Source organism: Streptomyces sp. NPDC048481, from assembly GCF_043200075.1.
Classification (GTDB): Bacteria; Actinomycetota; Actinomycetes; order Streptomycetales; family Streptomycetaceae; genus Streptomyces.
The window spans coordinates 442,934-465,326 of record NZ_JBICXC010000001.1; the positions used below are offsets into that span (position 1 = coordinate 442,934).

Below are 22,393 nucleotides of genomic sequence, written 5' to 3' on the forward strand. Positions count from 1 at the left end.
CGCCCCCGGCCGACTACGCCCCCGGCGAACACTCTCCTCTCCGGGATTCCCCGAAGGGACCCGCGCGTTAGGGTCCATGAGTACGAGGGCAGGGGAGTCCCCGAGCCCCAGGCAGTACACGTGAGACGGCCCGGCGCCGTCGCAAGACGAGCAGGTGGATACGACGTGACGAATCTGATGCCTTCCGCCGCCGGCGAGCCTTCCATCGGCGGTGGCCTCGGCGACCAGGTCTACAACCGGCTGCTCGGCGAGCGGATCATCTTCCTCGGCCAGCCGGTCGACGACGACATCGCCAACAAGATCACCGCACAGCTGCTGCTCCTTGCCGCCGATCCGGACAAGGACATCTACCTCTACATCAACAGCCCCGGCGGCTCCATCACGGCCGGCATGGCGATCTACGACACCATGCAGTTCATCAAGAACGACGTGGTGACGATCGCCATGGGCCTGGCCGCCTCCATGGGCCAGTTCCTGCTCAGCGCGGGCACCCCCGGCAAGCGCTTCGCGCTGCCGAACGCCGAGATCCTGATCCACCAGCCCTCCGCGGGCCTGGCCGGATCGGCCTCGGACATCAAGATCCACGCCGAGCGTCTGCTGCACACCAAGAAGCGCATGGCGGAGCTGACCTCGCAGCACACCGGCCAGTCGGTCGAGCAGATCACCCGCGACTCGGACCGCGACCGGTGGTTCGACGCGTTCGAGGCCAAGGAGTACGGCCTCATCGACGACGTCATCCCGACGGCCGCCGGCATGCCGGGCGGCGGCGGTACCGGGGCGGCCTGAGGGTCGCCGCTGACGGCGGCAGGGCCGCCCAGGCAGCTCCCCGGAGCGTCCTGAGCCCCTGACCCCTCCGAGGCCCCAGGCAGTCCGCTGAGGCCTCCGGGAGGCCCGGCCGGCCCCTCGGGGCCGCCGGGCCGCCCGGAGCCTCCCAGCGGGCGCCGGGAGCCCCGCAAGCCGTCGGAGCCCCTCTCCAGCCCCTTCAGTCCACCGCCCCAGCCCCCTTTCCAGGAGACATCGTGAACGACTTCCCCGGCAGCGGCATCTACGCCCGCACCGAGGCCGAATACACCGGACCCCGCGCCGAGTCCCGCTACGTCATCCCGCGCTTCGTCGAGCGCACCTCGCAGGGCATCCGCGAGTACGACCCGTACGCGAAGCTGTTCGAGGAGCGCGTGATCTTCCTCGGCGTGCAGATCGACGACGCCTCCGCCAACGACGTCATGGCGCAGCTGCTGTGCCTGGAGTCGATGGACCCCGACCGGGACATCTCGGTCTACATCAACAGCCCCGGCGGCTCCTTCACGGCGCTGACCGCGATCTACGACACCATGCAGTTCGTGAAGCCCGACGTCCAGACGGTCTGCATGGGCCAGGCGGCCTCCGCCGCCGCGATCCTGCTGGCCGCCGGCACGCCGGGCAAGCGGATGGCGCTGCCGAACGCGCGCGTGCTGATCCACCAGCCGTACAGTGAGACCGGCCGCGGTCAGGTCTCCGACCTGGAGATCGCCGCCAACGAGATCCTCCGGATGCGCGCGCAGCTGGAGGACATGCTGGCCAAGCACTCGACCACGCCGATCGAGAAGATCCGCGAGGACATCGAGCGCGACAAGATCCTCACGGCCGAGGACGCCCTGTCGTACGGCCTGATCGACCAGATCATCTCCACCCGGAAGATGAACAACGAGTCTCTGCGTTGACGCCCGGGGCAGCCTCGTTCGGGCCCCCTCGGCACGGTGTGACACGGTCCACGTCGCAGTGAACCGTGCCAAGGGGGGCCCGAACGAGGGGCCGGGCAAGGTACCGTCGGAATAAGGCAGCACCAGGAGCCGCTGGATTCGTAAGCGTCCAGGCGTCTCCCAGGCGAAGGGGAAGCACACCGTGGCACGCATCGGTGACGGCGGCGATCTGCTCAAGTGCTCGTTCTGCGGCAAGAGCCAGAAGCAGGTCAAGAAGCTCATCGCAGGGCCCGGTGTCTACATCTGCGACGAGTGCATCGATCTCTGCAACGAGATCATCGAGGAAGAACTCGCGGAGACGAGCGAGGTCCGCTGGGAGGAACTCCCCAAGCCCCGCGAGATCTACGAGTTCCTCGAGGGCTACGTGGTGGGCCAGGAGCCCGCCAAGAAGGCCCTGTCGGTCGCGGTGTACAACCACTACAAGCGCGTCCAGGCAGGCGAGAACGGCGGCGCCCAAGGGCGTGACGACGCCATCGAGTTGGCGAAGTCCAACATTCTCCTGCTCGGCCCCACGGGCTCGGGCAAGACGCTGCTCGCGCAGACCCTGGCGCGCATGCTGAACGTCCCCTTCGCGATCGCCGACGCCACGGCGCTCACCGAGGCGGGGTACGTCGGCGAGGACGTCGAGAACATCCTGCTGAAGCTGATCCAGGCGGCCGACTACGACGTCAAGAAGGCCGAGACCGGGATCATCTACATCGACGAGATCGACAAGGTCGCGCGCAAGAGCGAGAACCCCTCCATCACCCGCGACGTGTCGGGCGAGGGCGTGCAGCAGGCGCTGCTGAAGATCCTGGAGGGCACCACCGCCTCGGTCCCGCCGCAGGGCGGACGCAAGCACCCGCACCAGGAGTTCATCCAGATCGACACCACGAACGTGCTGTTCATCGTGGGCGGCGCTTTCTCCGGTCTGGAGAAGATCATCGAGACCCGGGCCGGCGCCAAGGGCATCGGCTTCGGCGCGACGATCCGCTCCAAGCGCGAGCTGGAGTCCAAGGACCAGTTCGAGGCCGTCATGCCCGAGGACCTGGTCAAGTTCGGCATGATCCCGGAGTTCATCGGCCGTCTGCCCGTCATCACCTCGGTCCACAACCTGGACCGCGAGGCGCTGCTGCAGATCCTGATCGAGCCGCGCAACGCGCTGGTCAAGCAGTACCAGCGGCTCTTCGAACTCGACGGCGTGGAGCTGGACTTCGAGCGTGAGGCCCTGGAGGCCATCGCCGACCAGGCCATCCTGCGCCAGACCGGCGCGCGCGGCCTGCGCGCCATCATGGAGGAGGTCCTCCAGGCGGTGATGTACGAGGTCCCGTCCCGCAAGGACGTGGCCCGCGTGGTCATCACGGCGGACGTGGTGCTCTCCAACGTCAACCCGACCCTGATCCCGCGCGACGCCCGCGGCGGCCGCGGTCCGGGCGAGGCGAAGACCGCCTAGCCGGCACGCGTACAGGGAAGGGCCCCGGTCACCGACCGGGGCCCTTCCCTGTACGCATGGAGCGGGTCGTCACGCCCCGACGCGGATCTGCTCGCGCAGCCGCTTGGTGATGTCGATCGCCACGTCCTTGCTGACGTCCTTCGTGGCGTCGCCCGGCGACACCATGGCGATGGTGCTGTAGTCCGCCCAGGCGCAGAACCAGTCGGTCTTCTCCTTCTGGGTGACCTTGTTCTTCCCCTTGGCCGCCTGGCACTTCATGACCGCGCCGTCGAGGTCGGCCTTTTCGGCCTCGCCGATCAGCTCGCCCTTGTCGGCCCCCGCGGAGCCGGACGAGCTCTTCTCGGACGACTTCTTGAAGTTGGCGAAGAACAGGTCCAGCGTCGCCTCCGGGTCGGCGATCTTGCCGTAGGCGCCGGCGAAGGTGATGGTCTTGGAGGTGGCCAGCTCGGTCGCGTCGGGCGCGGTGCTCGGGTCGGCCGGGTCGTACCCGCTCAGGTCCGCCGTCGTGTAGACGCCGATGACCGACTTGCCGTCCTGGACGCCGGTCTTCGCCAGGTCGGCGGCCGAGTCCTTGCCGGCGCTCGCACCGTCCTTCGTGACCCGGTTGTAGTCGGTCAGGGCGGTCCCGGGAGTCGTCAGTGTGTGCGGGCCGTCGTCCTTGAGGCCCGCGCCGCCGCCTCCGCCGATCACGAAGTAGGCGCCCACGCCGAGCGCGGCCACGACCGCGACCGCGCCGACGACGATGGCGGCCGTCTTCTTCCCGCGGCCGCCCGCAGGCGGCTGCGGGACGCCGTAGGGGGGCTGGCCGTAGGGCGGAGGCTGCTGCCCGTAGGGAGGCTGGCCGTACGGCGGCTGCTGGCCGTAGGGCGGGGCCTGCGGGGGCACGCCCTGCGGGGGCTGCGCCGGATAGCCGTAGCCGGGCTGCGGGGCGGTGGGCGGCTGGGGGTAGCCGTAGCCGGGCTGCGGCGCCTGGGGCGGCTGACCGTACGGACCGGGCTGGCCGTACGGTCCGGGCTGCTGGGGCTGCCCACCGTACGGGCCCGGCTGGTTGTGACTCATTCCTGGGTTCCCCTCCAGATGCTTATGCGTTTTTCACATCCTGGCGCAAAGCACCTGCGGGCACGGCAGTGGGGGCCCCACCGTTACAGAGGAAACACGTTTCGGGACCGCGCGGTGACACCCCTAAACTGGGCCCGTGACCGAGAACGCTCAGCAGCAGCCATCAGCGCCCCACACCGAACTGCCGACCCAGTACGCGCCGGCCGACGTAGAGGGGCCGCTGTACGAGCGCTGGGTGGAGCGGGGCTACTTCGAGGCGGACGCCAAGAGCGAGAAGCCTCCGTACACCATCGTCATCCCCCCGCCCAACGTCACGGGCAGCCTGCACCTCGGGCACGCCTTCCAGCACACGCTCATGGACGCCCTGACCCGCCGCAAGCGCATGCAGGGCTACGAGTCGCTCTGGCTGCCCGGCATGGACCACGCCGGGATCGCCACCCAGAACAAGGTCGAGCAGCAGCTCGCCGAGGAGGGCAAGTCCCGCCACGACCTGGGCCGCGAGGAGTTCGTCGAGCGCGTGTGGCAGTGGAAGGAGGAGTACGGCGGCAAGATCCTCGGCCAGATGCGCCGGCTCGGCGACGGCGTCGACTGGACCCGCGAGCGCTTCACCATGGACGAGGGCCTGTCCAAGGCCGTCCAGACCATCTTCAAGAAGCTCTACGACGACGAACTGATCTATCGCGCCGAGCGCATCATCAACTGGTGCCCGCGCTGTCTGACGGCGATCTCCGACATCGAGGTCGAGTACCAGGAGGACGACGGCGAGCTGGTCTCCATCCGGTACGGCGAGGGCGAGGAGACGCTGGTCGTCGCCACCACCCGCGCCGAGACGATGCTCGGTGACACCGCCGTCGCCGTCCACCCCGACGACGAGCGCTACCGTCACCTCGTCGGCAAGCGCGTCAAGCTCCCGCTGACCGACCGCACCATCCCCGTCGTCGCCGACCCCCACGTCGACCCGGAGTTCGGCACCGGCGCCGTCAAGGTCACCCCGGCCCACGACCCGAACGACTTCGCGATCGGCCGGCGCCACGGCCTGGAGTCGATCACCGTCATGGACGAGCGCGCGGTGATCACCGTCCACGGCCCGTTCGAGGGACTCGACCGCTTCGAGGCGCGCTCCGCCATCGTCGCGGCCCTGCGCTCCCAGGGCCGGATCGTCGCCGAGAAGCGGCCGTACACGCACAGCGTCGGCCACTGCTCGCGCTGCAAGACCACCGTCGAGCCGCGCCTGTCCCTGCAGTGGTGGGTCAAGGTCGCCCCGCTGGCCCAGGCCGCCGGTGACGCGGTCCGCGACGGGCGGGTCGGCATCCACCCCGCCGACATGTCGAAGCGCTACTTCGACTGGGTCGACAACATGCACGACTGGTGCATCTCGCGTCAGCTCTGGTGGGGCCACCGCATCCCGGTCTGGTACGGCCCCGAGGGCGAGGTCGTCTGCGTCGGCCCCGACGAGGAGCCGCCCACGGGCGAGGGCTGGCGTCAGGACACCGACGTCCTCGACACCTGGTTCTCCTCCGGCCTGTGGCCCTTCTCCACCCTCGGCTGGCCCGAACAGACCGCGGACCTGCGGAAGTTCTACTCGACCGACGTCCTCCTCACGGGCCACGACATCATCTTCTTCTGGGTCGCCCGGATGATGATGTTCGGCATGTACGCCATGGACGGCGAGGTCCCCTTCAAGACCATCGCCCTCACCGGCCTGGTCCGCGACGAGCGCGGCAAGAAGATGTCGAAGTCCTTCGGCAACGTCGTCGACCCGCTGGACTGGATGGACAAGTACGGCTCCGACGCCGTCCGCTTCACCCTCGCCCGGGGCGCCAACCCCGGCACGGACGTGCCGATCGGCGAGGACTGGGTCCAGGCTTCCCGCAACTTCGCCAACAAGATCTGGAACGCCACGCGCTTCGCGCTGATGAACGGCGCGACGGTCGAGGGCCCGCTCCCGGACCCGTCCGAGATGACGGCGACGGACCGCTGGATCCTCTCCCGCCTGAACAAGACGGTCGCCGAAGTCGACGCGTTCTACGACGACTTCCAGTTCGCCAAGCTCTCCGACGCCCTCTACCACTTCGCCTGGGACGAGGTCTTCGACTGGTACGTCGAGCTGTCCAAGACGACGTTCATGGCCGGCGGCGAGCCCGCGAAGGTCTCCGGCCGCGTCCTGGGCGAGGTCCTCGACGTCACGCTGAAGCTGCTGCACCCGATCGTCCCGTTCGTCACGGAGACGCTGTGGACGACGCTGACCGGCGGCGAGTCCGTCGTCGTCGCCGAGTGGCCGACGGACAGCGGCTTCCGGGACGTGGCCGCCGAGAAGGAGATCGAGGGCCTCCAGTCGGTCATCACCGAGGTCCGCCGCTTCCGTGCCGACCAGGGCCTCCAGCCGGGCCAGCGGGTTCCCGCCCGCCTCACCCTCGACGGCACGCCCTTCGCGGCGCACGAGGCCGCCATCCGGCAGTTGCTGCGCCTGCAGCCCGAGGGCGAGAGCTTCTCCGCCACGGCGACCCTGCCCGTCGCGGGCGCCACGGTGGCGCTGGACCTCTCCGGCACGATCGACGTGGCCGCGGAGCGCAAGCGCCTCGCCAAGGACCTGGCCGCCGCCGAGAAGGAGAAGGCCCAGGCCCACGCCAAGCTCGGAAACGAGGCGTTCCTCGCCAAGGCCCCGGACAACGTGGTCGACAAGATCCGCGGACGCCTCGCCAAGGCGGACGAGGACATCGCCCGCATCCAGGCCCAGCTGGAGCGCCTGCCGCAGGCGTGAGCCGGCGCGACGGCGGCGCCACGACGAAGGCCCACGACGAAGGCCCCCGGGACCGGCACGGTCACGGGGGCCTTCGCCCACCTCTGTCGGCGGCCGTCCGTAGACTGGCCCCGTGAGCGAGCTCCCCCCGAACGGCAACCACGACGACCTGCCCGCCCCCTTCGACCCCCTCGATCCCTTCGACGAGATCATCGCCGAGGAGACCGACCGCGATCCCGATCTCGCGGTCATCGAGGCAGGCAGCCGCACCCTGCGCACCCAGGGCGGCGCGCCGCAGGCCGATGTGCCCGCGCGCCCCGAGGATCCCGAGGTCGACAAGGCCCTGCGCGAGGTGGAGGCGGAGCTGGCCACCCGCTGGGGCGAGACCAAGCTGGAGCCCTCCGTCGCCCGTATCGCCGCGCTGATGGACGTGCTCGGGGACCCGCAGCGTTCCTACCCGTCGATCCACATCACGGGCACCAACGGCAAGACGTCCACCGCCCGCATGATCGAGGCGCTGCTCGGCGCGTTCGAGCTGCGCACCGGCCGGTACACGAGCCCGCACGTGCAGTCGATCACCGAGCGGATCAGCCTGGACGGCGCCCCGATCTCCGCCGAGCGGTTCATCGAGACGTACCAGGACGTCAAGCCGTACGTCGACATGGTCGACGGCGCGCAGGAGTACCGGCTGTCGTTCTTCGAGGTGCTCACCGGCATGGCGTACGCCGCGTTCGCCGACGCGCCCGTGGACGTGGCCGTGGTGGAGGTCGGCATGGGCGGCTCGTGGGACGCCACGAACGTCATCGACGGTGACGTGGCCGTCGTCACGCCCATCGACCTGGACCACACCGACCGGCTGGGGGAGACGACCGCCGAGATCGCCGCCGAGAAGAGCGGCATCGTCAAGCAGGACGCCACCGTCATCCTCGCCCAGCAGCCCGTCGACGCGGCGCAGGTGCTGCTGAAGAAGGCCGTCGAGGTCGACGCGACCGTGGCCCGCGAAGGTCTGGAGTTCGGCGTGGTCGCCCGCCAGGTCGCCGTCGGCGGCCAGCTGGTCACCCTGCGCGGGCTGGGCGGCGAGTACCCCGAGGTGTACCTGCCGCTGCACGGCCCCTACCAGGCGCACAACGCGGCCGTGGCGCTCGCCGCCGTCGAGGCGTTCTTCGGCGTCGGCTCGCAGCGGCCCGAGCCGCTCGACATCGACACCGTCCGCAAGGCCTTCGCCGCCGTCACCTCGCCGGGCCGCCTGGAAGTCGTCCGCCGTTCCCCGACCGTCGTCCTGGACGCCGCCCACAACCCGGCCGGCGCCCGGGCCACCGCCGAGGCCGTCGGGGAGGCGTTCGACTTCTCCCGGCTGATCGGGGTGGTCGGGGCCAGCGGCGACAAGAACGTGCGCGGGCTGCTGGAGGCCTTCGAGCCGATCTTCGCCGAGGTCGTGATCACGCAGAACGCCAGCCACCGCGCGATGGACGCCGACGATCTGGCCGCCATCGCCGTCGAGGTGTTCGGCGACGACCGCGTCCAGGTCGAGCCGCGGCTGCCCGACGCCCTGGAGGCGGCGATCACGCTCGCCGAGGAGGAGGGCGAGTTCTCCGGCGGAGGCGTCCTGGTCACCGGTTCCGTCATCACCGTCGGCGAGGCGCGTCTGCTCCTCGGGAAGGGCTGAGGCCCGCCATGCGTACGCTCTGCTCCTCGACCCTGATCGGCGAGTTCTTCGTCATCGGCTTCGCCGGCCTGGTCGCCATGAAGGACTCCGACCTGTCCCCGTCCACGGTGTGGACCGTGTGCGGCATCGCCATGCTGCTCAGCGTGCTGCTGTGCGGCATGGTCACCCGGCCCGGCGGGGTCGCCCTCGGCTGGGCGCTGCAGATCGCCCTCGTCGCGTCCGGTTTCTTCGTCCCGGTCATGTTCTTCATGGGCGTGCTGTTCGGGGCGCTGTGGTGGGCGTCGGTGCACTACGGCAGAAAGGTCGACGAGGCCAGGGCCCGCTTCGCGGCGCAGGCCTCCGCCACCTCTGCGGATACCGCTGACGCTGCGTGACGAGCGCCCGGACCGGACCTGTAACCTCATCCCACCGCACCTGGCGGCGCCAGAGCACCGGCGCCGGAACACCGGCAGTAGAAGGAGCCCCCTCGTGACCCAGCGCACCCTCGTCCTGCTCAAGCCCGACGCCGTCCGTCGTGGCCTGACCGGCGAGATCATCAGCCGTATCGAACGCAAGGCCGGCTGGCAGATCACCGCGCTGGAGCTGCGCACGCTGGACCAGGACACGCTGGAGCAGCACTACGGCGAGCACAAGGGCAAGCCGTTCTACGAGCCGCTGGTGCAGTTCATGGCCTCCGGCCCGGTCGTGGCGCTGATCGTCGAGGGCGAGCGGGTCATCGAGGGCGTGCGCGCCCTGGCCGGCCCCACCGACCCGATCGCGGCCGCCCCCGGCTCCATCCGCGGCGACTTCGGCGTCATCGTCCGGGAGAACCTGATCCACGCCTCCGACTCCGAGGAGTCCGCCGAGCGCGAGGTGAAGATCTTCTTCCCCGGCCGGGCCTGATCCCGCTACGGTCGCGAAAGGGTCCGAAGCGGGCGATCGAGGGAACGTGAGCCCCCGAACGCCCGTCTCCGGAAGCGAACCCACACAGCATCTGCAAACAATGGCGGAGACCGCTCCGCAGTGTCCGTGCAGGCGCGTTTACGATGGAAGCCTTCACGTCACAGCACCCACCTCGCCGACCTGATAAGCCCTCAAAGCTCATGGAAGGCCAGTCGAATCCTGATGGGGAACTCAATGTCGTTCATCGGCCGTGACATGGCTGTCGACCTCGGGACCGCCAACACGCTGGTGTACGTCAGGGGTCGCGGGATCGTACTCAACGAGCCGTCCGTCGTCGCGATCAACACCAACACCGGTGGCATTCTCGCGGTCGGCGCCGAAGCGAAGAAGATGATCGGGCGCACGCCCGGCAACATCGTTGCCGTGCGTCCGCTGAAGGACGGCGTGATCGCCGACTTCGAGATCACCGAGCGGATGCTCCGCTACTTCATCCTGAAGATCCACAAGCGGCGGTATCTGGCTCGGCCGCGGGTCGTCGTCTGTGTGCCCTCGGGCATCACGGGCGTCGAGCGCCGTGCCGTCATCGAGGCGTCGACCCAGGCCGGCGCCCGCCAGGTGCACATCATCGAGGAGCCCATGGCCGCGGCCATCGGCTCCGGCCTGCCGGTCCACGAGGCCACGGGCAACATGGTGGTGGACATCGGCGGCGGCACCACGGAGGTCGCGGTCATCTCGCTCGGCGGCATCGTCACCGCCCAGTCCATCCGCGTCGCCGGCGATGAACTGGACAACGCGATCATCCAGCACATCAAGAAGGAGTACAGCCTCCTCCTCGGTGAGCGGACCGCCGAACAGATCAAGATCACGATCGGTTCGGCGTACGACCTCGACGACGACCAGCACACCGAAATCCGTGGCCGCGACCTCGTCTCCGGACTGCCCAAGACCGTCGTCATCTCGGCCGCCGAGGTGCGCAAGGCGATCGAGGAACCGGTCAACGCGATCGTGGACGCGGTGAAGACCACGCTCGACAAGTGCCCGCCGGAGCTGTCCGGCGACATCATGGACCGCGGAATCGTTCTGACCGGCGGCGGAGCCCTGCTGCGCGGTCTGGACGAGCGGCTGCGCCGGGAGACCGGCATGCCCATCCACATCGCCGAGGACCCGCTGGACAGCGTCGCCCTCGGCTCCGGGAAGTGCGTCGAGGAATTCGAGGCGCTCCAGCAGGTCCTGGACGCCGCGCCGCGCAGATGACGTAACGCTTCGATTCCGCCGTACGGGATGATCTCCTCTCGTGCGGCGGATCGTTGATATTGCGGCATAGGCTCCCATAAAGCGCCCTTGGTCATCCTGGCCCGGGGCTACCGCAATTCCCGATCCGCACCCGACACCGCACTCCGACAACTGCTTCACCACACCTGCTTCCTGATTTCTGTTCTGGTTTTTCTCTCGAGGAAGGGCACGGCCGCCGCACGTGAGGGACACACGAGAGAGCCGGCTGCTCCTGGTGCTGCTGATCGCCGTAGCGTTCGCGCTGATCACGGTGGACATCCGGGGCGGGGAGGACTCCCCGGTCGACGGCGCCCGGCAGGCCGCGGCCGCCGCCTTCGGCCCGATCGAGAACGGAGTGTCGTCGGCGGTGGACCCCGTCGGCAACGCCGTCTCGGCCGTCCGCGACTCCGGGGAGCGCCATGACCGGCTCACCGCGCTGGAGAAGGAGAACGCGGCGCTCAAGGCGAAGCTCGGCAGCGACGACCGCAACCGCAGCCGGCTGGCGCAGCTCGACAAGATGCTGAAGATCGCGGGTACCGGCCAGTACGGCATCAAGGGCGCGGAGGTCATCGCGATAGGGGCGGCCCAGGGCTTCTCCTGGACGCTCACCATCGACGTCGGCGCCAACGACGGCGTCAAGCGCGACATGACGGTCCTCAACGGGGACGGGCTGGTCGGACGGGTCACCACGGTCGGCCCCGACACCGCGACCGTGCTGCTGGCCAGCGACCCCGACTTCACCGTCGGCACCCGCATGGAGGCGTCCGACGAGCTCGGCTTCGCCTCCGGGCAGGGCGACCGCCCGCTGCGCGTGGAGCTGCTCAACGGCAAGGCCGACGTGAAGAAGGGCGACCGGCTGGTCACCTTCGGCTCGCAGGCCGACAAGCCCTTCGTGCCCGGCGTCCCCGTCGGCGTCGTCTCCCGTGTCGACCCCTCCGGCGGCGACCTCACCCGCACCCTCTACGTCACGCCGTACGTCAGCTTCACCAAGCTCGACATCGTGGGCGTCGTCGTCGAGGCCCCGAAGAAGGACCCGCGCGACACCGTGCTCCCCTCCAAGCCCAAACCGGTCCCCACGCCGACGGTGACCGTCACGGTCACTCCGAACGCGAACGCACCCGTAGACGGCCAGCAGCAGTAGGAGCTGACAACCCCCATGCGCGTCAACCGGATCCTGCTCTCCGTCCCGCTGGTGGTCGTCGCCCTGGTGATCCAGGTGAGCGTCCTCGCCCGCCTCCACCTCCCGGGCGCCGTCCCCGACCTCCTCCTGCTCACCGTCCTGGGCCTGGCCATGGTGTACGGCCATGTCGGCGGCGCCCTCATCGGCTTCGGCGCCGGCCTGCTGGCCGACCTCGCGCCGCCCGCCGACCACGCCGCCGGACGCTACGCCCTGGTGCTCTGCGTGATCGGCTACCTCGCCGGACTGATCAAGCCCGAGACCGGGCAGATCAAGTCGGCCACCGGCCCGATGGTCGTGGTCGTCGCCGCCGCCGTCGGCTCCACCCTGCTGTACGCCGGGGTGGGCGCCCTCGTCGGCGACACCGCCGCCCGTCACGTGGGCCTCACCGGGCTGCTGTTCACCGCCGCCCTGTACGACCTGCTGCTCGCCCCGTTCGTGGTCCCCGCGATCATGTTCCTGGCGCGCCGGGCCGACAACGACCCGCTCGCCGAGACGAACTCCGCCGCCAAGAGCCCCGACATCTCCTCCGGCTGGCTCTCCTCGGGCACCGGCCTGAGGATCGGCGGGCAGCGGGGCGGGCTCAAGCTCAAGGCGGCCCGGTCGCGGGCCACGCGGGCCGGGCGCATCAAGGGGGTCAAGCGGCTGTGAACGCGGGCGTCCGCGCGCCGAGCGCGCCGGTGGAGGAATCACCCGAACGAGGAAGTACAGGCGGAACGAGGCCGCACGGACCGGCCGTTCATCATTCGTCCGCGCACACACGTTCGCGCACCGCGTCCGCGCACTGAGAGGGGGAGACAGCCGCAGTGACCAACATTCCCGAGACCGGTCGGACCCCACGGGTGCAGATCCGGCTCGTCGTGATCCAGATCCTCGTCCTCTCCCTGCTCGGCACCCTCGGCGGACGCCTGTGGTACCTGCAGATCCGCGAGGGCGCGGCCTACGCCAAGGAGGCCTCCGGCAACCATGTGCAGCAGGTCGTCGAACCCGCGGTGCGCGGCTCGATCCTGGACGCGCGCGGCGTGGCCCTGGCCGACAACGAGACGCGCCTGGTCGTCTCCGCGTCCCGCACCGAGCTGCTGAAGCAGAAGGACGACGGCAAGGCGGTCCTGGCCAAGCTCGCGGGCGTCCTCGGCATGAAGCCCGACGAGGTCGCCCAGAAGGTCCGCCTGTGCGACGCGAAGACCCCGCAGCCCTGCTGGAACGGCTCGCCCTACCAGCCGATCCCGATCACCGACGAGGCGACCGCCAAGCAGGCCCTGCAGATCCGCGAGCGCGCCGAGGACTTCCCCGGCATCACCGCCGAGCCCGAGGCCGTGCGCCGCTACGCGGCCCCCGGCAACGCCAACACCGCCCAGGTCCTCGGCTACCTCTCCCCGGTCACCGACGAGGAGATCACCAAGGCCCAGGACACCGACTCGCCGTACCTGCGCTCCGACCAGGTCGGCCGCAGCGGCCTGGAGCGCCAGTACGACAAGCAGCTGCGCGGCAAGGCCGGGGTCACCCGCTACGAGGTCGACAACCTCGGCCGTGTCATCGGCCAGGCCGAAGCGGACGCGGCCCAGCCCGGCTCCAACCTCGTCACCAGCATCGACGCCCGTGTCCAGCGGGTCGCCGAGTACGAGCTGAACAACGCGATGAAGATCGCCCGCACCCAGTTCGACAAGATCACCGGCGAGAACTACAAGGCCGACTCCGGCGCCGTCGTCGTGATGGAGGCCAAGACCGGGCGGGTCGTCGCCATGGCGTCCGCCCCGGCCTACGACCCCAACGTCTGGGTCGGCGGCATCTCCGCCAAGGACTACAAGAAGCTCACCGGCAAGAACTCCGACTACCCGCTGCTCAACAGGGCCATACAGGGTCAGTCCGCGCCCGGTTCGACGTTCAAGGTGGTCTCCACGGCCGCTGCGGTCGAGGCGGGCTACGAATGGGACGGCGGCTACCCCTGCACCAGCTCGTACTCGGTGGGCGGCCAGGTCTTCAAGAACTTCGAAGGGGAGAGCTTCGGCCCCATCTCGCTCGGCCGGGCCCTCGAGGTGTCCTGCGACACCGTCTTCTACGGCCTCGCCGACCGCGAGTGGAAGAAGGACGGCGGCATCAACCCGAAGAAGGGTGAGCCCAAGGACTACTTCTACAAGGCCGCGCATCAGTTCGGCCTCGGCAAGGAGACCGGCCTCGACCTGCCCAACGAGGTCACCGGCCGGGTCCCGGACCGCCAATGGAAGGAGTCCTACTGGAAGGCCAACAAGGACTCCTGGTGCAAGTCCGGTAAAAAGGACGGCAGTTACGTCGAGAAGATCGCCTACGAGAACTGCCTCGAAGGCAACAAGATGCGCGAGGGCGACTCGATCAACTACTCCATCGGTCAGGGCGACACCCTCGTCACCCCGATCCAGGAGGCCGTGATCTACGGGGCGATCGCCAACGGGGGCACCATGTACACCCCGACCATCGGCAAGGCGATCGTCAGCGCCGACGGCCGGACCGTGCGGGAGATCAAGCCCAAGCCCAAGGGCAGGCTGCCCGTCACCAAGGCCACGATCAAGGGCATGGACGCGGCCCTGGAAGGCGTGGTCACCCGCGGTACCGCCGCCTGGAAGTTCGGCGGCTGGCCGCAGGACAAGATCCCGCTGCACGCCAAGACCGGTACCGCGGAGGTCTACGGCAAGCAGACGACGTCCTGGCTCGCCACGTACAGCAAGGACTACACGGTCGTCATGACGATCGCCCAGGCCGGTACCGGTTCGGGCGCCTCCGGTGAGGCCGTGCGGCACATCTACAACGCGATGTACGGCGTCTCCGACGACGGCAAGATCGACAAGAAGAACGCCCTGCTGCCCACCCCGCAGGTGGGTCTGCCGAAGGTCCAGGCGGACGGCACGATCAAGTCGCCCAAGGTCTCCAAGGACCCGGCCAAGGAGCAGCGCGCCAGTCAGCAGACCGCCCCGGACCCGGACGGGACGCAGACGGCGGGCACCGTGCAGCAGAACACCGCCACCAACCGCGACACCCGCCGCCGACGACGGAAGAAGGGAAGCCGGAGGATGCGCACATGACCGGCGTGAACAGTTTCTCCGTCTCCGGTTACGGGCCCGCCCGGGCCGGCTGGACACGGGTCTTCGCCCGTGACTCGATGGCCCGCCGGCTGGACTGGCCGATACTGCTGTCGGCGATCGCGCTGTCCCTGATCGGCTCGCTGCTGGTCTTCTCGGCGACCCGCAACCGCACCGAGATCAACCAGGGCGACCCGTACTACTTCCTCGTCCGGCACCTGATGAACACCGGCATCGGGCTCGCCCTGATGATCGGCACGATCTGGCTCGGCCACCGCACGCTGCGCAACGCGGTGCCGGTCCTGTACGGCCTGTCCCTGCTGGGGATCCTCGCGGTGCTCACCCCGCTGGGCTCCACGGTCAACGGCGCGCACTCCTGGATCGTGCTCGGCGGCGGTTTCTCGCTCCAGCCCTCGGAGTTCGTGAAGATCACGATCATCCTGGGCATGGCGATGCTCCTCTCGGCCCGGGTCGACGCGGGCGACAAGCCCTACCCCGACCAGCGCACGGTGGTGCAGGCGCTGGGGCTCGCGGCCGTGCCCATGCTGGTCGTCATGCTGATGCCCGACCTCGGGTCGGTCATGGTCATGGTGATGATCGTGCTGGGCGTGCTGCTGGCCTCCGGCGCCTCCAACCGCTGGGTCTTCGGACTGCTCGGGGCGGGCGCGGCGGGCGCGATCGCCGTCTGGCAGCTGCACATCCTCGACGAGTACCAGATCGCCCGCTTCGCCGCCTTCGCCAACCCCAGCCTCGACCCGGCCGGCGTGGGCTACAACACCAACCAGGCGCGGATCGCGATCGGCTCCGGCGGCCTGACCGGCGCCGGACTGTTCCACGGCTCGCAGACCACGGGTCAGTTCGTGCCCGAGCAGCAGACCGACTTCGTCTTCACCGTCGCGGGCGAGGAACTCGGCTTCATGGGCGCGGGCCTGATCATCGTCCTGCTCGGCGTGGTCCTGTGGCGGGCCTGCCGCATAGCGCGGGAGACGACGGAGCTGTACGGCACGATCGTCGCCGCGGGCATCGTGGCCTGGTTCGCCTTCCAGTCGTTCGAGAACATCGGCATGACCCTGGGGATCATGCCGGTGACGGGCCTGCCGCTGCCGTTCGTGTCCTACGGAGGCACGTCGATGTTCGCGGTGTGGGTGGCGGTGGGGCTGCTTCAGTCCATCCGGGTGCAACGGCCGATGTCGGCCTGAGCCGCCTCGGCACCCCGCGGCACCTCGTCGTTTGCCTCCGTGGGTCCCGCCGCGGGCCGCGCTCCGGGTCCGGCGCGCACTGACGCCCGGACCCGGGTGCGACTAGATTCGGTTCATGGCGGAGACGAAACGCGAGATCGAGCGCAAGTACGAATCCGACGAGGGCGGGCTGCCCGACCTGACCGGGGTCGCAGGAATCGCCACCGTCCTCGACAAGGGCGTCGTCGAGCTGGACGCGACCTACTACGACACCTCCGACCTGCGGCTGGCCGCGGCCTCGATCACCCTGCGCCGGCGCACCGGCGGCTCCGACGCGGGCTGGCACCTGAAGCTCCCCGTCGAGACCGGCGTCCGCGACGAGATCAGGTCACCGCTCTCGGACACCGTGCCCGAGGAACTCGTCCGGCTCGTCCGCTCGCGGGTCCGCGAGGGCCGGCTGGTGCCGGTGGTGCGGCTGCGCTCCAGCCGGGACGTGCGGGAACTCGTCGACGGCAAGGGCCGGCCGCTCGCCGAGGCCAGCGTGGACGCCGTGCGCGCCGACCGGCTGTTCGGCGGCGAGGGCAGCGCCCGGTGGACCGAGATCGAGGTGGAGCTGGCCGACGGCGCCGATCCGGCCTTCCTCGACAAGGTCGACAAGCGGCTGCGCAAGGCCGGCGTCCGCCCGTCGGCGTCGTCCTCCAAACTGGCGCGGGCGCTGAGCGAGACGGCGTCGAAGAAGAAGCGGGCGCAGGAGAAGCGGGCGCAGAACGAGCGGGTGGGGGAGAAGGCCGGCGCGGGGGATCCCGTGACCGCGGGCGACCATGTCCTCGCGTATGTGCGCGCCCAGCGGGACGCGATCGTCGCCCTCGACCCGGCCGTCCGCCAGGAGGCCCCCGACTCCGTGCACGACATGCGCGTCGCGACCCGGCGGCTGCGCAGTACCTTCCGCACCTTCCGCAAGGTCCTGGACCCGGCCGTCACCGGCCCGGTCGCCGACGAGCTGAAGTGGCTCGCGGGCGAACTGGGCGCCGGCCGCGATCAGGAGGTGCTCGACGAGCGCCTGACGGCCGCCCTCGACGACCTGCCCCGCACCCTCGTCTCCGGCCCGGTGCAGGCGCGGCTGCGGGCCTGGGCGCAGGCCCGCCACCATGACGCGCGCCGCCGGCTGCTCGGGGTCCTGGACTCGCCGCGCCATCTGACCCTCCTCGACGCGCTGGACGCCCTCGTCGCCGACCCGCCGCTGCTGGAGGCCGCCGGGGGCAAGCCGGCCAAGGTGCTGGCCAAGGCCGTGCGCAAGGACTTCCGGAAGGTGTCCGCGCTGATCGACCGGGCCCTGGAACAGCCGCCCGGCCGGGCACGGGACGTCGGCCTGCACGAGGCGCGCAAGAAGACCAAGCGGACCCGTTACGCGGCGGAGACCGCGGGCCCCGCCCTCGGCGGCTCCGCCAAGGCGCTCGCCAAGTCCATGAAGTCGCTGCAGAGTCTGCTCGGCGACCACCAGGACAGCGTCATGGCCCGCCGGACCCTGCGCGAGCTGTCCGCCGTGGCGCACGCGGCGGGCGAGAGCGCGTTCACCTACGGGGTGCTCTACGGGCGGGAGGAAGGGCGGGCCGGGCTGGCGGAGGAGGCGCTGCCCGACGTCTGGAAGCGGGTCTGCCAGCAGATGGAGGTGTGAGGAGCGGCCGCGCGGGACGTCTCGCGGGCGGGGGATGCCTCCGGTCGGGTTACGCTAGATGGTCACCCTCCCCCGAGCCCCGCGCCGGGGGGATCCCCGGTCAGCTCACGAAGGTGCCCCCGCGATGTCTGTCGAGTCGGTCTTCCCGCAGCTCGAAGCACTGCTCCCGCATGTGCAGAAGCCGATCCAGTACGTGGGCGGCGAACTCAACTCCACGGTCAAGCCCTGGGAGGCGTGCGACGTCCGCTGGGCGCTGATGTACCCGGACGCGTACGAGGTCGGTCTGCCCAACCAGGGCGTCATGATCCTCTACGAGGTGCTCAACGAGCAGGAGGGCGTCCTCGCCGAGCGCACCTACAGCGTGTGGCCGGACCTGGAGGCGCTGATGCGGGAGCACGCCGTCCCGCAGTTCACCGTGGACAGCCACCGCCCGGTGAAGGCCTTCGACGTCTTCGGCCTGTCCTTCTCCACGGAGCTGGGCTACACCAACATGCTGGCCGCCCTCGACCTGGCCGGGATCCCGCTGGAAGCCCGCGACCGCGGTCTCGACGACCCGATCGTGCTGGCCGGCGGCCACGCCGCCTTCAACCCCGAGCCGATCGCCGACTTCATCGACGCGGCGGTCATCGGCGACGGCGAGCAGGCCGTGCTCGACATGACGAAGATCATCCGCGAGTGGAAGGCGGAGGGCCGGCCCGGCGGCCGCGAGGAGGTCCTCTTCCGCCTCGCGAAGACGGGCGCGGTGTACGTCCCGCGGTTCTACGACGTCGAGTACCTGCCGGACGGCCGGATCGCGCGCGTCGTGCCGAACCGGTCGGGCGTGCCGTGGCGGGTGTCCAAGCACACGGTCATGGACCTCGACGAGTGGCCCTACCCCAAGCAGCCGCTGGTCCCGCTCGCCGAGACGGTCCACGAGCGCATGTCGGTGGAGATCTTCCGCGGCTGCACCCGCGGCTGCCGCTTCTGCCAGGCCGGCATGATCACCCGCCCGGTGCGCGAGCGGTCGATCACCGGCATCGGCGACATGGTCGAGAAGGGCCTCAAGGCGACCGGCTTCGAGGAGGTCGGACTGCTCTCCCTGTCGAGCGCCGACCACAGCGAGATCGGCGAGGTCGCCAAGGGCCTCGCGGACCGCTACGAGCAGGACAAGATCGGCCTGTCCCTCCCCTCGACCCGCGTGGACGCCTTCAACGTGGACCTGGCGAACGAGCTGACCCGCAACGGCCGCCGTTCGGGCCTGACCTTCGCGCCCGAGGGCGGCTCGGAGCGCATGCGCAAGGTCATCAACAAGATGGTCTCGGAAGAGGACCTGATCAGGACCGTCTCCACCGCCTACGGCAACGGCTGGCGCCAGGTGAAGCTGTACTTCATGTGCGGCCTGCCCACGGAGACCGACGAGGACGTCCTCCAGATCGCCGACATGGCGATGAACGTGATCGCCGAGGGCCGCAAGGTCTCCGGCCAGAACGACATCCGCTGCACCGTCTCCATCGGCGGGTTCGTGCCCAAGCCGCACACCCCCTTCCAGTGGGCCCCCCAGCTCTCCGCCGAGGAGACGGACGCCCGTCTGCAGAAGCTCCGGGACAAGATCCGCGGCGACAAGAAGTACGGCCGCTCGATCGGCTTCCGCTACCACGACGGCAAGCCCGGCATCGTCGAGGGCCTCCTCTCGCGCGGCGACCGCCGCATCGGCGCGGTCATCCGGGCCGTCTACGAGGACGGCGGCCGCTTCGACGGCTGGCGCGAGCACTTCTCCTACGACCGCTGGATGGCCTGCGCCGACAAGACGCTGCCCGCGTTCGGCGTGGACGTCGACTGGTACACGACGCGCGAGAAGACGTACGAGGAGGTCCTGCCCTGGGACCACCTGGACTCGGGCCTCGACAAGGACTGGCTCTGGGAGGACTGGCAGGACGCCCTCGACGAGACCGAGGTCGAGGACTGCCGCTGGACGCCCTGCTTCGACTGCGGGGTGTGCCCGGCGATGGACACCCACATCCAGATCGGCCCCACGGGCAAGAAGCTCCTTCCCCTGACGGTGAAGCAGCCCGCGGGCAGCGGCCACGCCCACGGTCACTGAGCGGCGCGCGCCCCCGGACCCCGACCCGGCCGGCCGGGCGGCGGCGCACCCCTGAGGGGGGAGCCCGACGCCACGCGCCTGCCGGGACGGCAGCCGGGCTCGGTTCGATCGATGCCCGGCGGGTGCGGGGCGAGTGGCGGCCGGTCTGGGTCGTCGGGGGCGGCCCGCGGCACGTGACGGTCGACGCCGCGACCGGTGAGCGCCTTGCGGGCACGGTCTGAGCCCGTGCGTCGGGACCGTCGCCCGGGCTGTTTCTCCGGGAAAGCGGACGGGAACGCGGACGGCGGGACGCCCCTGACATGCCCTCAGGAACACGTCACCGCACGGGCGTCGGCAGCCGTCCCGGCGTGCGTGCATCCGCTCGGCCGGCTGTAGCGTCTACGTCCATATGGACCTGCAGAAACAGCCCGCAGCCCCGTCGCCCGCGCCACCGGCGGGCCGGCCGTCCGGGCAGGCGCCCGAGGGGTGTCTCGTCGTGGCGATCCGGCTGCCCGTGCGCATCGTGGTGCTCGTGCTGGTCGTGCCGGTGCGCATGGCGTGGGACGCGCTCGTCGTCGGCGGACGCCTCCTGCGGGACACGGTCCTGAGGCCCTTCGGGCGGGCCCTGCTCTGGCTGGGGAAGGCGCTGTTCGTCTGGCCGCTGATCGGCCTGTGGCGGTACGTCGTCACCCCTGTGGGCCGCGCGCTCGCCTGGCTCGGACACATGCTGCTCGTCGTGCCCGCGATCTGGCTCTACCGCGGGCTCCTCACCCCGGTCGGGCACGGCCTCATGTGGCTGGCGCGGGGAGTGGGAGCCGGCGCGGAACGGGTGTACGCGCGCGTGCTCACGCCGGTCGGGCACGCCGTTCTCCGGCTGCTGCGGGGGATCGGCGCGGTGGCCGCGGCCGTCTGCTCCGGCCTGTACGGCGCGGGAGCGTGGCTGGTCGGGTACCTCGTCGTCGTGCCCGCCCGCTGGCTGTACACATGGTCGATCGCACCGGCCGGGCGGGCGCTCGCCTGGTGCGCGCGAGGGGTGTGGCGGCTCCTGGAACTGCTGGCCGGCGGGATCGGCCTCGTCCTCTACTGGACCGCCAGGATCCTGCTGGTGCTGCCCGCGCTCGCCCTGTGGCGCTGGGTGCTGGCCCCCGCCTGCCGCGTCCTGGCCGTCGTCGCGCGGGAGGTGGGAGACGCTCTCGGGCACGCCTGGCGGATCGCCGGCCGCATGTCGCTCGCCGTCGGCCGGTTCCTCGCCACCGTCCTGAGGTGGACCTTCGTGGAGCCCGTGCGCTGGGCGTACCGGACCGTGCTCACCCCGGTCGGGCACGTCGTCCGGGACGCCGTGCTGCGCCCGGCGGCGCAGGCCGCCCGCAGCGTGGGCAGGGCGTCCCGGCAGGCCCTCGCCGCCGCCCGGGAGACGGCCCGCCGGACCCGCGCCGACGTGCGCCGCATGCTCTTCGGGGAGCCCGCTGCGCGGGAGGCGGTCGCCCGCCGGGAACCATCGGCGGGCGAGGCACGTACTCTTGGTAGCAGTACGACCGCTCTCACGAAGGACTGAACGACACTGGGCAAGCGACAGCCCGAAGGCCCGCCGCCCGCACCCGCGGTGCAGCGCATCCGTCTGCGCTACACCAAGCGCGGCCGCCTCCGGTTCACCAGCCACCGTGACTTCCAGCGTGCCTTCGAGCGCGCGTTGCGCCGTGCCGAGGTGCCGATGGCGTACTCGGCGGGGTTCACGCCGCACCCGAAGGTGTCGTACGCCAATGCCGCACCCACCGGCACGGGCAGTGAGGCGGAGTACCTGGAGATCGCGCTGACGGCGGCGCGTGATCCGGAGAAGCTGAGAGCTCTGCTCGACGAGTCGCTGCCCACCGGGCTCGACGTCGTCGACGCGGTCGAGGCCCGGACCTCCGGTCTGGCCGACCGGCTGACGGCCTCCGTGTGGGAGCTGCGGCTGGTGGGCGTGGACCGGGCCGACGCCGACCGCGCGGTGGAGGCCTTCAACCGGGCCGACGCCGTGGAGGTCCAGCGCACGACCAAGAACGGCGTTCGCACCTTCGACACCCGGGCCGCGGTCGTCAGTCTGGAAACGCACGGTGAACCTGCTGATAGGCCGACCGACCAGCCCTGTGCGATACTGCGGCTGGTTGTTCGGCACGTGACGCCTGCCGTACGACCCGACGACGTCCTGTCCGGTCTCCGCGCCGTGGCCGACCTGGCGCCGCCGGTCCCCGCTGCGGTGACCAGGCTGGCGCAGGGGCTGTTCGATGAAGAGACCGGCACGGTGACCGACCCGCTCGCGCCCGACCGCGAGGCAGCTCAGGCCCTCACAACGGCCGATCCCGCTGCCGCCGCGAAGGCGCCCGCGTAGGGAAGGTCCCGCGAAGGAACGTACGTCGTAGCGCCGCCCTCGTACTCGGGAGCCACCTGGGTCGGGCAGCGCACCGACCAGAAGACTTTCGCC

At 70.4% G+C, this 22,393-nt stretch carries 17 protein-coding genes; 16 read left to right on the forward strand and 1 reads right to left on the reverse strand.

What is annotated here, in order from left to right; translation table 11 throughout:
• Window positions 1–177 precede the first annotated feature (177 nt).
• The 3 genes from ACGFSH_RS01890 to clpX all read left to right on the forward strand — a co-directional run bounded on the left by ACGFSH_RS01890 (window position 178) and on the right by clpX (window position 3,171).
• Window positions 178–786 (forward strand): ATP-dependent Clp protease proteolytic subunit, encoded by a 609-nt coding sequence (locus ACGFSH_RS01890; RefSeq protein ID WP_030779489.1) that lies wholly within the window; start codon window positions 178–180, stop codon window positions 784–786.
• 233 nt (window positions 787–1,019) lie between these two features.
• Window positions 1,020–1,700 (forward strand): ATP-dependent Clp protease proteolytic subunit, encoded by a 681-nt coding sequence (locus tag ACGFSH_RS01895; protein ID WP_329409871.1) that lies wholly within the window; start codon window positions 1,020–1,022, stop codon window positions 1,698–1,700.
• A gap of 181 nt (window positions 1,701–1,881) precedes the next feature.
• Entirely contained in the window at window positions 1,882–3,171 is a 1,290-nt protein-coding gene (clpX, locus tag ACGFSH_RS01900) for an ATP-dependent Clp protease ATP-binding subunit ClpX (RefSeq protein ID WP_256920357.1), read from the forward strand.
• Between the two features lie 69 nt (window positions 3,172–3,240).
• Here the strand turns inward: clpX and ACGFSH_RS01905 are convergent, their stop codons facing one another.
• Window positions 3,241–4,230: a hypothetical protein gene (locus ACGFSH_RS01905; RefSeq protein ID WP_393343969.1), complete on the reverse strand. Its 990-nt coding sequence runs from the start codon at window positions 4,228–4,230 to the stop codon at window positions 3,241–3,243.
• Between the two features lie 136 nt (window positions 4,231–4,366).
• On the opposite strand from ACGFSH_RS01905, the gene ACGFSH_RS01910 reads away from it, so the two are divergent.
• The 13 genes from ACGFSH_RS01910 to ACGFSH_RS01970 all read left to right on the forward strand — a co-directional run bounded on the left by ACGFSH_RS01910 (window position 4,367) and on the right by ACGFSH_RS01970 (window position 22,300).
• Window positions 4,367–6,991, forward strand: coding sequence for a valine--tRNA ligase (locus ACGFSH_RS01910; RefSeq protein WP_393343971.1), 2,625 nt, complete (start codon window positions 4,367–4,369; stop codon window positions 6,989–6,991).
• A 112-nt stretch (window positions 6,992–7,103) separates the two neighbouring features.
• The gene (locus ACGFSH_RS01915) at window positions 7,104–8,636 is read left to right on the forward strand and encodes a bifunctional folylpolyglutamate synthase/dihydrofolate synthase (protein ID WP_393343973.1); all 1,533 of its coding nucleotides are present in this window, start codon (window positions 7,104–7,106) and stop codon (window positions 8,634–8,636) included.
• An 8-nt stretch (window positions 8,637–8,644) separates the two neighbouring features.
• Window positions 8,645–9,010, forward strand: a complete 366-nt coding sequence (locus tag ACGFSH_RS01920) for a DUF4233 domain-containing protein (protein WP_329409860.1) — start codon at window positions 8,645–8,647, stop codon at window positions 9,008–9,010.
• A gap of 94 nt (window positions 9,011–9,104) precedes the next feature.
• Window positions 9,105–9,518 (forward strand): nucleoside-diphosphate kinase, encoded by a 414-nt coding sequence (ndk, locus tag ACGFSH_RS01925; protein WP_240868984.1) that lies wholly within the window; start codon window positions 9,105–9,107, stop codon window positions 9,516–9,518.
• 234 nt (window positions 9,519–9,752) lie between these two features.
• On the forward strand, window positions 9,753–10,772 hold the full coding sequence (locus tag ACGFSH_RS01930; protein WP_020127820.1) for a rod shape-determining protein: 1,020 nt from the start codon (window positions 9,753–9,755) through the stop codon (window positions 10,770–10,772).
• Window positions 10,773–10,992: 220 nt separating this feature from the next.
• Window positions 10,993–11,931: a rod shape-determining protein MreC gene (gene mreC, locus ACGFSH_RS01935; protein WP_393343976.1), complete on the forward strand. Its 939-nt coding sequence runs from the start codon at window positions 10,993–10,995 to the stop codon at window positions 11,929–11,931.
• Window positions 11,932–11,946: 15 nt separating this feature from the next.
• Complete coding sequence (mreD, locus tag ACGFSH_RS01940) at window positions 11,947–12,618, forward strand: rod shape-determining protein MreD (RefSeq protein WP_108999418.1); 672 nt, start codon at window positions 11,947–11,949, stop codon at window positions 12,616–12,618.
• Window positions 12,619–12,773: 155 nt separating this feature from the next.
• Window positions 12,774–15,023 (forward strand): penicillin-binding protein 2, encoded by a 2,250-nt coding sequence (gene mrdA, locus ACGFSH_RS01945; protein WP_393343979.1) that lies wholly within the window; start codon window positions 12,774–12,776, stop codon window positions 15,021–15,023.
• Window positions 15,020–16,219, forward strand: a complete 1,200-nt coding sequence (rodA, locus tag ACGFSH_RS01950) for a rod shape-determining protein RodA (RefSeq protein WP_393343981.1) — start codon at window positions 15,020–15,022, stop codon at window positions 16,217–16,219. Before mrdA ends, rodA begins: the two co-directional genes overlap by 4 nt.
• 115 nt (window positions 16,220–16,334) lie before the next feature.
• On the forward strand, window positions 16,335–17,873 hold the full coding sequence (locus ACGFSH_RS01955) for a CHAD domain-containing protein (protein ID WP_393343983.1): 1,539 nt from the start codon (window positions 16,335–16,337) through the stop codon (window positions 17,871–17,873).
• A gap of 124 nt (window positions 17,874–17,997) precedes the next feature.
• Entirely contained in the window at window positions 17,998–19,953 is a 1,956-nt protein-coding gene (locus tag ACGFSH_RS01960; RefSeq protein ID WP_393343985.1) for a TIGR03960 family B12-binding radical SAM protein, read from the forward strand.
• Window positions 19,954–20,341: 388 nt separating this feature from the next.
• The gene (locus ACGFSH_RS01965) at window positions 20,342–21,487 is read left to right on the forward strand and encodes a hypothetical protein (RefSeq protein WP_393343987.1); all 1,146 of its coding nucleotides are present in this window, start codon (window positions 20,342–20,344) and stop codon (window positions 21,485–21,487) included.
• A 48-nt stretch (window positions 21,488–21,535) separates the two neighbouring features.
• Window positions 21,536–22,300, forward strand: a complete 765-nt coding sequence (locus ACGFSH_RS01970; RefSeq protein WP_393343989.1) for a TIGR03936 family radical SAM-associated protein — start codon at window positions 21,536–21,538, stop codon at window positions 22,298–22,300.
• Window positions 22,301–22,393 lie beyond the last annotated feature (93 nt).

Excerpts from the sequence above, each read along its gene's own strand:
- ACGFSH_RS01890 (WP_030779489.1), top strand. The coding sequence starts at position 178 with ATGCCTTCCGCCGCCGGCGAGCCTTCCATCGGCGGTGGCCTCGGCGAC.
- ACGFSH_RS01905 (WP_393343969.1), bottom strand. The coding sequence starts at position 4,230 with ATGAGTCACAACCAGCCGGGCCCGTACGGTGGGCAGCCCCAGCAGCCC.
- ACGFSH_RS01920 (WP_329409860.1), top strand. The coding sequence starts at position 8,645 with ATGCGTACGCTCTGCTCCTCGACCCTGATCGGCGAGTTCTTCGTCATC.
- ACGFSH_RS01930 (WP_020127820.1), top strand. The coding sequence starts at position 9,753 with ATGTCGTTCATCGGCCGTGACATGGCTGTCGACCTCGGGACCGCCAAC.
- mreD (WP_108999418.1), top strand. The coding sequence starts at position 11,947 with ATGCGCGTCAACCGGATCCTGCTCTCCGTCCCGCTGGTGGTCGTCGCC.
- rodA (WP_393343981.1), top strand. The coding sequence starts at position 15,020 with ATGACCGGCGTGAACAGTTTCTCCGTCTCCGGTTACGGGCCCGCCCGG.
- ACGFSH_RS01955 (WP_393343983.1), top strand. The coding sequence starts at position 16,335 with ATGGCGGAGACGAAACGCGAGATCGAGCGCAAGTACGAATCCGACGAG.
- ACGFSH_RS01960 (WP_393343985.1), top strand. The coding sequence starts at position 17,998 with ATGTCTGTCGAGTCGGTCTTCCCGCAGCTCGAAGCACTGCTCCCGCAT.
- ACGFSH_RS01965 (WP_393343987.1), top strand. The coding sequence starts at position 20,342 with ATGGACCTGCAGAAACAGCCCGCAGCCCCGTCGCCCGCGCCACCGGCG.